The organism is Okeania sp. SIO3B5 (assembly GCF_010692555.1).
Classification (GTDB): Bacteria; Cyanobacteriota; Cyanobacteriia; order Cyanobacteriales; family Microcoleaceae; genus Okeania.
The window spans coordinates 20576-31908 of record NZ_JAAHHG010000048.1; the positions used below are offsets into that span (position 1 = coordinate 20576).

At 33.1% G+C, this 11333-nt stretch carries 7 protein-coding genes and 1 pseudogene; 6 read left to right on the top strand and 2 right to left on the bottom strand.

The window, feature by feature from the left end; all coding sequences use genetic code 11:
- Positions 1 to 49 precede the first annotated feature (49 nt).
- The 4 genes from F6K54_RS09490 to F6K54_RS09505 all read left to right on the top strand — a co-directional run bounded on the left by F6K54_RS09490 (position 50) and on the right by F6K54_RS09505 (position 5651).
- Positions 50 to 1270 (top strand): transposase, encoded by a 1221-nt coding sequence (locus F6K54_RS09490; protein WP_293076821.1) that lies wholly within the window; start codon positions 50 to 52, stop codon positions 1268 to 1270.
- Between the two features lie 310 nt (positions 1271 to 1580).
- On the top strand, positions 1581 to 3182 hold the full coding sequence (locus F6K54_RS09495) for a hypothetical protein (protein ID WP_293076823.1): 1602 nt from the start codon (positions 1581 to 1583) through the stop codon (positions 3180 to 3182).
- A gap of 735 nt (positions 3183 to 3917) precedes the next feature.
- Positions 3918 to 4886 (top strand): glycosyltransferase family 2 protein, encoded by a 969-nt coding sequence (locus tag F6K54_RS09500; protein WP_293076825.1) that lies wholly within the window; start codon positions 3918 to 3920, stop codon positions 4884 to 4886.
- A 66-nt stretch (positions 4887 to 4952) separates the two neighbouring features.
- Positions 4953 to 5651, top strand: coding sequence for a TVP38/TMEM64 family protein (locus F6K54_RS09505; protein ID WP_293076827.1), 699 nt, complete (start codon positions 4953 to 4955; stop codon positions 5649 to 5651).
- A gap of 21 nt (positions 5652 to 5672) precedes the next feature.
- Here F6K54_RS09505 and F6K54_RS09510 read toward each other — a convergent pair whose 3' ends face one another.
- Complete coding sequence (locus F6K54_RS09510) at positions 5673 to 6587, bottom strand: lysylphosphatidylglycerol synthase domain-containing protein (protein ID WP_293076829.1); 915 nt, start codon at positions 6585 to 6587, stop codon at positions 5673 to 5675.
- A gap of 221 nt (positions 6588 to 6808) precedes the next feature.
- Here F6K54_RS09510 and F6K54_RS09515 point away from each other — a divergent pair.
- A pseudogene (locus F6K54_RS09515) lies at positions 6809 to 7845 on the top strand (IS630 family transposase).
- Between the two features lie 102 nt (positions 7846 to 7947).
- The gene (locus F6K54_RS09520) at positions 7948 to 8913 is read left to right on the top strand and encodes a glycosyltransferase family 2 protein (protein ID WP_293076831.1); all 966 of its coding nucleotides are present in this window, start codon (positions 7948 to 7950) and stop codon (positions 8911 to 8913) included.
- 512 nt (positions 8914 to 9425) lie between these two features.
- Here F6K54_RS09520 and F6K54_RS09525 read toward each other — a convergent pair.
- Positions 9426 to 10526, bottom strand: coding sequence for an alkene reductase (locus F6K54_RS09525; protein WP_293076833.1), 1101 nt, complete (start codon positions 10524 to 10526; stop codon positions 9426 to 9428).
- Positions 10527 to 11333 lie beyond the last annotated feature (807 nt).

Below are 11333 nucleotides of genomic sequence, written 5' to 3' on the forward strand. Positions count from 1 at the left end.
ACTGGGAAAGGAAAACAGAACAGCTCGTTAAATGTTTAAAGTCGGGATAATGCAGTTAGTAGAACGCACTATTATTAAAAAAAATCATCCCAATTATAAATTACTTGATGCTCTAGCTTTCTTGTCTAAAAATCTTTACAATATAGCTAACTACATAGTTAGACAAGAGTTTATTAATACAGGAAATTATCTAAATTATAACAAGGTTCAAAAATTATTACAGTCGGGAGCGGATTATCAAGCAATACCAGCGAAAGTTTCTCAACAGGTTTTGATTGTTTTAGATAAAAATTGGCAAAGTTTTTTTCAAGCTATAAGAGCTTATAATGAATGTCCAAGTAAGTTTAAAAGTCGTCCTAAACTACCAAAATATAAACATAAAAAGAAAGGGAGGAATATTTTAGTTTACACAAAACAGGCGATTAGTAAACCTCAATTAGTAAAAAATAAAAAGATATTACTCTCAAAAAGTGAGCTATTTTTTGACAGTAAAATAAATTATGATTCTCTGCAACAAGTGAGAATTATTCCTAAGCTTAATTACTATGTTATAGAAGTGGTTTACGAATCTGTTGAAGTGAAATTAGATTTGTCAGAATCTGATGTGGCTTCTGTAGATTTGGGAGTGAATAATTTGGCGACTGTAACATCAAATAAGAAAGGTTTTCAACCATTTATTATTAACGGCAGACCAGTCAAATCAATTAATCAATTCTATAATAAGAAAAAAGGCAAACTACAGTCACAATTAAAGGAGGCTAAAAGTAGTAATCGAATCCAAAGATTATCGGCAAAAAGAAATTTAAAGATTGACGATTATCTTCATAAGACTAGCAGGTATATTATTAATCATCTGATAGAAAGTCAGATAGGAACTTTAGTAATAGGAAATAATCCTAACTGGAAACAAGGCATAAATCTTGGCAAAAAAAATAATCAAAACTTTGTTCAAATCCCTTTTTTCAAGTTAATTGAACAACTAAAATACAAAGCCAAATTAGTAGGAATCAAAGTAATAATTAATGAAGAAAGTTATACTTCAAAAGCTAGTTTTTTAGACTGGGACGACTTACCAGTTTATCAAAAAGGTGTCAAACATAGATTTAGTGGTAAACGAGTGAAAAGAGGACTTTATAAAGCTTCAAATGGTATCAAATACAATGCTGATGTCAATGGAAGTTTAAACATATTACGAAAAGTAGTCCCAAACGCTTTTAGCAATGGGATAGAGGGTGTTGTAGTTCACCCCATTAAGGTAACACTTAATTAAAGCTAGGTCAAAGAATATTTTTCTATAGATTTAGTAACTATACAGTTAGACTGTTTTATTCTTGGACTTATCCATTTTTAGTAGGTATAATTATTAGTATTTTTAGTATTATGGTACTTGCAGGATACTGGTATAAGTTTTCTTGGCGATTGTAATAAAAATTAACATAGTGGAAGAAAAGATATGTTTCGTAAATTAATTTATTTGTAGTTCTCTTCCCACAGTTAATTACTAAATCTATTTTGTGCCATGCTCAATTTACTTGCATAGATTTGCCAATGTTCTGAATATTTGCAAGGTAAACTTTATTATGAAAAATCCGCTGAAATATACAACCGTAATTCTATCAGATAAGTGGCTTTTATTCGGGTCAATATTATTGTTTCTATCTCTAATATTTGGTTTATTTATTAGAGTAGTTGGTGTTGTTAACTTTTCTATTGTATCTGGCGATCAAATACGAGATGCTTATGCAACTATGGAAATTTGGCAAGGGAAATTTCCTACTCTTGGACCTCACTCAGCTTGGAAATTTCTTTGGGGAGATTTTGTTTACCTGCCTCCCCTCTACTTTTATTTAGTCTTTCCCTTCACTATTTTAAGTAGTCAATTATCAATTCAAGCTCTTCCTAACGCATTTTTCACCTTTCTAAGTATTCCTTTACTTGTTGCAGTAATCTACCAACTATTAGAAAGAATATATACTTCAAAAAGATTTTTTATCGCTAGTTTAATTGGCTTTTGGTATAGTGTTTTGGTTAGAAATATGGGGATGAACTCTAGCGAGAGTCTAGCAGGTAATCCTGGTTCAATTCCATTTTTTCTTCTTCTTTTTATCTGGCTTTATAACTATCAACTAAGTCAGCCTAAAAATTATGTTAATTCTGTTTTATCTTGGATAGGGTACGGTATAGTCTTAGCTATTCTAGTAAGTTTACATTTCTCTGCTCTTTTCGTGATGCCAGTAGTTTTTATAATTAGCTGTATCTATTGGTTTTTCAAAAATAATAGAAACCCGAAGTGCTTAGTATTATGTTTATATGCTGTGTTGTCTTCTATTATAACTTTATTACCATATTGGATAGGCGAAGTACAACGTAACTGGATAAATACAATCGGAATTATTTCCCTTGTTAGGAATGTAAGTAGCGATGAAGAATATTCGTTAAATTTGTGGGAAAGAATAATCACAATCATAAAATCTTACTTTAGTCTAGGGAACGACATTTACTTTATGGCTGATTCTAGAAGACTATTAATGTTTTCTATTTTGTCAGTTACTTTTCTGAGTATTATTTTGTTAGTTGGATTACTTAAATTTAGAGGTAATAAGAATATTTACCTGATTGTATTGGCAACTTCAATTCTATTTTTTTTCGCCTATTCATCCGCCGATCAAGATAAAACCTATAATCCTGTATTTTACAAATTATTAATATATTGTTTGCCTTTATTTTTGACCGCAGTGAGTATAGCTTATTTGAATATATCTAAACCATTAGAAAAAATAATTTTAATTATTATCATACTTGCATTGTGTTTTTCTATTCTCAATAATCTGAGACTAAGTATTAACTACATCAACAGCCACATCGGTAAGAATCAAATACTCGCAACTAATACCATCGCAGAAGTTCTTGATACCCTTCCAGAAAGGTCAACATTTTGTCATCCAAAAGGATTATCTCAAAATTTACGCCTCTATCAATATACAGATATGTATGTAATAGAAAAAAACTTACAATTCTCAGATAATTGCACTGCTGGTGATTATTATATTTCTGGTAAGTTTAGCTTAAATTCAAGTAATTTTAAGGTTTACCCTTCTAAAAAAAGGAAGAAGACTGTGAATAACAAAACCATGAAAATAATCAAAGAAGGTAGCACTTACTATCTCTATCAAATTAATTAAATGAGGATATAGGTGGGTGCATCTCATTATTTGCAAAAATACTTTTTTCCTATATATTCCCTGTTGCCTGTTGCCTAAAAGCAATAAATTTTTGGCTTTATTCACGCATTGAGATGCACCCATATAGGTTGTTGTTACTGTGATGAGTAATTATGATTTATGGAAAAGTTAATTAGGGTTTGCTGAATAAGTATGAGTGGTAGGGGTAGAATCCAGAATCCAGAATCCAGAAGTCAGGAGGAATGGGAATTATAGAAGAAGTAGTCAGAAGAATCGTAAAAGTAATTTTCTACCCCTCGAAATGCCGAAAATACGCTCCTAATTGAGCCATTACCACCTAAAAGCTGGTACTCCCTTAGTACCTGAAAAGGTTAAAACCTTTACCTGTCAAGACTTTGATATTTAATCAGCAAGCCCTAATTAGGGTTTGCGCTCATAAGTCTTTTTGCTAAGGCAGGGAGTAGGGAGTAGCTAATACTCAAGAGTTGGAGGGAGTTGTAGAGGAGGTAGTTGGAAAAATTATCCCTTGCCAACTCTGCCCAACTATACGCTAAAATACTCACTTTTTGAGCCTTCTGAGGCGAACATCAGGTACTTTTTCACGATCTAATAAAGGCACTTACCAATATCAGTAAAGACTTTGATATTTAATCAGCAAACCCTAATTATCCTAACTAATAACCAATAAAATTGATTAGAGGTGCTACTGTTAACTCTATATTACTTGGATTTAATATGCTGACAAAAGAAAAAAATGTACAACTTTCTATAGTGGTTCCTTGTTATAATGAAGAACCAAATATTGACTATTTATTTGAACGGTTAATATCAGTCTTAGATCCTCTAGAAATAACTTATGAAATAGTCTGTGTTAATGATGGTAGTAAGGATAATACTCTCAATTTATTAGTAGAATATCACCAACGTAATCCTGCAATTAAAGTAGTCAACTTTTCTCGTAATTTTGGTAAAGAAATTGCCCTAACAGCAGGTATTGACTATACAACAGGAGATGCAGTTATACCTATAGATGCAGATTTACAAGATCCACCAGAATTAATTGTAGAACTGATAGCTAAGTGGCGAGAGGGATATGATGTTGTCTACGCAACTAGGCGATCGCGACAAGGGGAGAGTTGGGTCAAAAAATTTACAGCTCAAAGTTTCTACAGGATAATTCAGGGGCTAACTTCTGTAAAAATTCCACCGGATACTGGCGACTTTAGATTAATGGATCGAAAAGTTGTAGAAGCTCTCAAACAATTGCCTGAAACTAACCGTTTTATGAAAGGTTTATTTTCTTGGGTAGGTTATCAACAAACTTCAATATTATATGACCGAGATCCTCGTTTCAAAGGTCAAACAAAATGGAATTATTGGAAGCTTTGGAATTTTGCAATTGAAGGTATTACTGCTTTTAGTTCTAAACCTCTAAAAATTTGGAGCTATATTGGCATATTAATTTCTTTAATTTCGTTTATTTATGCTGGGTTTTTAGTTATTAGGACTTTGATATTAGGAACTGATGTCCCTGGTTATGCTTCATTGATAGTGGCTATTTTATTTTTAGGTGGTATGCAGTTATTATCTCTGGGAATTTTAGGTGAATATTTAGGTCGCATTCACTATGAGGTGAAGAGAAGACCTCTTTATTTAGTCAGGGAAAGTTATGGATTTAAAAATCAGACTACCAGGAGTGAATAGTCTCAAACTTTTTGTTATTAAATAAAGGATACTAAAGCAGTAATTTTGGGTCGGAGTAGAGATTTAATGTTCAATTTTAAAACTGGTATTTTTCTCCTGACAATTATTTGTATAATTGCCACGGGAATAACAGCTTATTTATTAGGTGGTTTGGCTCCAGAACAAGTTCAAACTTGGCTAGAACGAGCAGGTATTTGGGCGCCAATAATCTATATAGTTATTTATACAATAGCAACTATCTTGGTTTTACCTTCTACAGCACTTAATCTAGCTGGAGGCGCAATTTTTGGACCATGGATAGGTACATTATGGACAAGTTTAGCAGCTATAATTGCCGCAATTGTCGCATTTTATTATTCTCGTACTATAGGTAGAGAATGGATTTCTCAAAAGTTGGCTGGACGATGGCAGGCAATGGATGCTGAAATGCGTCAGGGAGGATTATTTTATATGTTTGCCATTCGTTTATTGCCAATCATTCCTTATGGTTTAGTAAATTTTGCTGCTGGTTTAACATCTGTTAGTTTTAAAGATTATTTATTAGGTACTATCTTGGGAACTGTACCTGGTGTTTTGCCTTTTGTAATGTTAGGAAGTTCTGGTTTAACAGCATTAAAAACAGGTGAAATTTTACCTTTAATTGGAGCATTAAGTCTCATCGCAATGTTAGTAGGAGGTGCAACTTGGTATCGTCGTCGTCGTAGTTTACCAAAGAAAGTTATAGAAGAAATTAATAAGTCATCTTCATCAGATGTTATAGAGTAGTGACGATAATAACTTTACTTTTTAGTTTTGACTTTTTTGCTCCAACCAAGCCAAACCAGCAGCAAAAGTTTCAGCTAAAACACTAATCAATCGATAAAATGCAACAGCACTTAATACAATACCAGGAGAAAATTTATGCTCTAGTAAAGCTAAAGCAGTTGCTTCAAATACCCCAACACCTCCAGGTGCTCCTGGCACAACTAAACCTAATAACCACGCTAAACTAAACGCACTAAATATTAATAAAACGTGATTCAATTCAACAGAATTGAAGGCTAATATAGTGAATAAAAATCCAGAACCTCGAATCAATACAAAACAAATTTCTCCCAGAAAAGGCTTGATTAAATAGCGCTCTAATTTTAATTCAGTAACTGGTTCTAAATCAGATTTGCTGACTTTTAATTTGATTTTAGCTAAAGATTTAATTACTGGATTTAAAACTCGTGGATGAAGACTAAAAATAACTACGCCAAAACACAGAACTTGCAAAAATAAACTTTCTTGAGTAGAACCAACTAAAGCGATCGCTAAAGCTGCAGCCGCCATTAAAAGTGGTTCTATTAACACACTTAAAATTGCAATTTCAACAGGTACTCCTACTTTTTTTGTTGCATTAATTCGACCATAAAAATGCCAGATATTTCCAGGCAAATACTTAGCAATATTTGTCAGTAGATATACTCTAATTGCCCATCGTAAATTAACTTTTTTATGAAACTCTTTAATAATCCAAAACCAGACGACTGCTGACCATACATGAGCCATTGTTGTGACGATCAAAGCAGCTCCTAAACTTACCCACCCAGAATCACTAATCCTAATTTCCAGCACTTGTTCCCAGTTGTCTTTGAGAGTTTTAGCTAGAAAAAATAGAGTTAATCCTAAAATAATCCACCGCAGATAAGGTTTAATAGTCGATAAAACTTTTTTCATAAAGTACAAAAATAACTTGGTTGATAACTGTTAACTCTTTGCCTTTACCGAAAAATCATGGTCTAAAGTCTTCCTTTTTAAGCTATGCGTTATAAACATCTTTCTTAACATAAAACTTGACAAAAGATAGAAGTTATGTGTTAGCCATTCAATATAACAATCCTAAATAGGTTGCAACAGATATAATAGTAAGAATAACATATCTAGGAAAAAGACAAAGAATGGATATTATAGATGAACTAGATGATTTTATCAATCAAACAAAAGAGTCCAAAGAAATTAAAAGAGCCTTGGCGGTCAAAATGATTTTGTCGGAAAAATCCTACCATGAAGTCAAAGAATTATTAAATATTTCTCACAGTTTTATTAGTCAATGGAAAAACCAAGCACTGTTTCATGGCATAGAAAGTTTAAGGCTTCAATATAAAGGAACACAAGGTTACTTAAAGGCCGAAGAAAAAGAGCAAACAATTGAGTGGTTAAGGGCACAATATTATTTGAGGTTATCAGATTTACAAAAATATTTAAAGAAGCAATATGATGTAGTCTTTGAGTATAATCAAAGTTATTATAACTTACTCAAAGAAGCAGGAATAAGTTGGAAAAAAATTTAAAAAAAGAATCCCGCTAAAAATGATGAATTAGTGCAAGTAAAAAAAAATAAATAGAGGAATGGTTAGCCAAATAGCAACCGGAAATAGAAGCTGGAAACATTACAGTGTTTATGATTGACGAATGTCATTTGCTATGGGGGTATCTATTAGGTTATGCTTGGGGAAGAACAGATGAAAGAATAGAAATCCCGCTCAAAAATGAAAAAGAAAGACAGACTTATTATGGAGCACTAGACTATCAAAGCAAAGAATTTATTGTGCAAGAATATAAGAGTGGAAATACGAAAAATACCATTGAATTTATTAAATATTTGCAACAGCGAAGGCCGGGAAAAAAATTGGCAATATTTTGGCATAGAGCAAGTTATCACAATTCTCAGGAATTTCGAGAATATTTGGTGACAATTAATCAAGACTTAGCAGAAGAGGAATGGTTGATAAATTGTACAAAATTTGCCCCGAATGCCCTGGAGCAAAATCCCATTGAAGATATTTAGTTACAAGCCAAAAATTTCATCAGACAATTCTATCATCTTTGCAGTTCTTTTAAAGTAGTTAAGTGGCTATTTAAGTTTTTTGCTGATTGTCAAATATTCGATTTCCCAAAACTTTTTCTGTATGGAATTTTGCCACAACCAATTTAGGATTGCTATATTTAAAGTATACTTCCTTTTTTATTCCACACTCTACTTAAATAGTCCTGGTGATGATAAACTAATAGTCAAACTCTATCAAAATACAGTTTAATGAAAATAAATAATAATTTACTAGATTTATCTATAGTTACACCTATTTATAATGAAGTCGATAGTCTTCCTCAACTGTTAGAAACAATTTCCACTACTTTAATAGAAAATCAACTTACTTACGAAATTATCTGTGTAGATGATGGTTCTCAGGATGGTTCGACAAAACTACTAACAGAATTAGCTCAAAAACGTACAGATTTAAAAGCAGTAATTCTCCGCCGAAATTATGGGCAAACTGCAGCTATGGCAGCTGGGTTTAAGTATGCTACGGGCAAAGTAATTGTGACTTTAGATGGAGATTTACAAAACGATCCGGCTGATATTCCACTATTATTATCTAAGCTGGATGAAGGTTATGATTTAGTGAGTGGGTGGCGAAAAAATAGGCAGGATGATGCTGTTACACGACTACTTCCTTCTAAAATTGCTAATTGGATAATTGGTAAAGTTACAGGGGTAAATTTACATGATTATGGTTGTTCCTTAAAAGCTTATCGTTTGGAATTAATTGCTGATATGAATCTCTATGGTGAATTACATAGATTTTTACCAGCTTTAGCTTTTATTGAAGGGGCAAGAATTACAGAAATACCTGTAAAACATTATGCTCGTCGCTATGGTCAAAGTAAGTATGGTTTAGGGCGAACTTTTCGAGTTGTGATGGATTTATTGACAGTATTTTTTATGAAAAAATTCCTCACTAGACCGATGCACGTTTTTGGAATGTTGGGTTTGATTTCTGGAGGTTTAGGTTTACTTTTTGGGATTTATTTAACTATCCTAAAATTTGGCTTTCAGGAAGAGATAGGCGATCGCCCTCTACTAATTTTAGTTGTTGTCTTATTACTTGCTGGTTTGCAATTATTTAGTTTTGGTTTATTGGCAGAATTACTGATGCGAACTTATCATGAATCTCAAGCGCGACCTATTTATCGAGTTCGAGAAATTGTTGGTAAAAATTAATAGAAGAAGGGAGAAGGAAGAAGTCTACATTCCGCACTACAAAACGTAGGATAAAATACTAAGTCAAAAGTCAAAAGTCAAAAGTCAAAAGTAAGAAGTAAGAAGTCAAAAGTCAAAAGTCAAAAGTAAGAAGTAAGAAGTAAGAAGTAAGAAGTAAATTATACTGGTCAATAAGAACCAAGGATTCAGCAAGTATTTATGCTTAATATTTAACTAAGAATTTCACTCCTGATCGAGGTAAATGAAGATAATTTATATAGTATAAATACCTAAGCAAGCTACGGATTTTATACTAATTTTCATGTTACAAATTGAAATGCGGAATGTGGGACAAGGCGTTTAAGCGTTGGTGATTTAATGTATGAAATTCAATTTAGTGGTAAATTTTCACCCAAAAAATAGTGGGGACCATACCTATTTCTGACTCTAAAGTCACTGAAAAACTCTTTTCTACCTCCTGACTCCTGACTTCTGACTTCTAACTCCTGACTCCTTATCTAAATCACTGGGGATTATTGATAAGTAGAAAAATCAATATATCCTTCTCTATCAAATGAATACCAAATTTTCACATCAGGAGGTGGATTAAGAGGCCAATTATTAGCAAAACGTTCTACTAAATCTGGATTACTAATAAAAGGTCGCCCAAAAGCAATTAAGTCGGCATTTCCAGCTTGAATTGCTGTTTCAGCAGTTTCTTGAGTATATCCACAATTTCCTATAAGAGTGCTGGTGAACACTTCTCTAAACTCAGCCAAAGTCATCGGTTCACCTAATTCGTGAGAACCAAAAGCTAAACCATCCATAACGTGAAGATAAGTTAACCCATAATTATTTAACTGTTGCGCAACATAAATAAAAGTTTCCCGAAAATCTGGCGAACCCATATCGTTAAAATTACCATTAGGACTAATTCTTGCCCCAACTCTATTAGCAGGCCAAACAGTTAAAATAGACTCTACAATTTCTTTGAGAAACTGAAATCTGTTTTCCAGACTGCCGCCATAGCGATCGCTCCGATGATTGGTTTTTGACTGTAGAAATTCGTCAATCAAATAGCCATTTGCTCCATGAATTTCTACTCCATCAAAACCAGCAGACTTTGCACGTTCGGCAGCCAAACGATAATCTTCTACAATTCCTGGAATCTCTTCTGTTTCTAGAGCGCGAGGAGTTTCTAATGGTTGTTTGCCAATGGGAGTATGAACGTATTCTTGATTCAACCGAATAGCAGAAGGGGCCACGGGCAGTTGACCATTTTCGTGAAAGCTACTATGAGAAGCTCGTCCACAGTGCCAAAGTTGAAGGAACATAGGAGTGCCTTTGCTATGGACAGCATCTACAACTTGTTTCCAAGCTTCTGTCTGCTCCTCTGAGTAAATACCTGGAGTATTGATCCAGCCATTAGCTTGTTTGGAAATGACAGTTGCTTCTGAAATGATTAAACCTGCCCCAGCTCGTTGACCATAATATTCGGCCATCATAGCATTGGGTATTCGTTCTGTGCCTGCTCGCGATCTAGTCATTGGAGCCATGACAACTCGGTTTTTTAGGGTTAAATCTCCCATCATTAAGGGAGTTAGTAGAGTTTGTGAATCTGTTTGAGTAGTCATTTTTTTAATTGCTCAGTTTCTAGGATGATAATTTGATATTCATTGGTTTATTTTATCTGTAATTAATAATAAATTTAATTTATCAAAAAACCATAATTTTGAGCGATATTTAACTATCTCTAGCTATAGGTTTATAATTAAATAATTTTGCTTAGTCAATAGCAAGATTATGTAAGAATTCAGCATTCAGCAGTCAGGTATTAGTTTGATTAGAGCTTGAATTAGTATGAGTTAAAAAGTCAACAAGGAAAGGTTCCGAAATTTCAATTGTTTAAAATTTAGACAATGTAAGATTTTCTTCTCTCCTAGATAACTAAATCCTTCTTCCTTCTGAAAGGAAAGGTGTCGAAATTTCAATTGTTTAAAATTTAGGCAATGTAAGATTTTCTTCTCTCCTAGATAACTAAAGTCTTCTTCTCTCTTAGATAACTAAAGCCTTCTTCCTTCTGAAAGGAAAGGTGTCGAAATTTCAATTGTTTAAAATTTAGGCAATGTAAGATTTTCTTCTCTCCTAGATAACTAAAGTCTTCTTCTCTCCTAGATAACTAAAGCCTTCTTCCTTCTCAAAGGAAAGGTGTCGAAATTTCAATTGTTTAAAATTTAGGCAATGTCAGATTTTCTTCTCTCTTAGATAACTAAAGCCTTCTTCCTTCTCAAAGGAAAGGTGTCGAAATTTCAATTGTTTAAAATTCAGGCAATGTCAGATTTTCTTCTCTCCTAGATAACTAAAGTCTTCTTCTCTCTTAGATAACTAAAGCCTTCTTCCTTCTCAAAGGAAAGGTGTCGAAATTTCAATTGTTTAAAATT

What these genes read in the sequence shown, in the direction of transcription:
- F6K54_RS09500 (WP_293076825.1), top strand. Translation starts at nt 3,918, where the DNA reads ATGCTGACAAAAGAAAAAAATGTACAACTTTCTATAGTGGTTCCTTGT.
- F6K54_RS09490 (WP_293076821.1), top strand. Translation starts at nt 50, where the DNA reads ATGCAGTTAGTAGAACGCACTATTATTAAAAAAAATCATCCCAATTAT.
- F6K54_RS09520 (WP_293076831.1), top strand. Translation starts at nt 7,948, where the DNA reads ATGAAAATAAATAATAATTTACTAGATTTATCTATAGTTACACCTATT.
- F6K54_RS09510 (WP_293076829.1), bottom strand. Translation starts at nt 6,587, where the DNA reads ATGAAAAAAGTTTTATCGACTATTAAACCTTATCTGCGGTGGATTATT.
- F6K54_RS09505 (WP_293076827.1), top strand. Translation starts at nt 4,953, where the DNA reads ATGTTCAATTTTAAAACTGGTATTTTTCTCCTGACAATTATTTGTATA.
- F6K54_RS09495 (WP_293076823.1), top strand. Translation starts at nt 1,581, where the DNA reads ATGAAAAATCCGCTGAAATATACAACCGTAATTCTATCAGATAAGTGG.
- F6K54_RS09525 (WP_293076833.1), bottom strand. Translation starts at nt 10,526, where the DNA reads ATGACTACTCAAACAGATTCACAAACTCTACTAACTCCCTTAATGATG.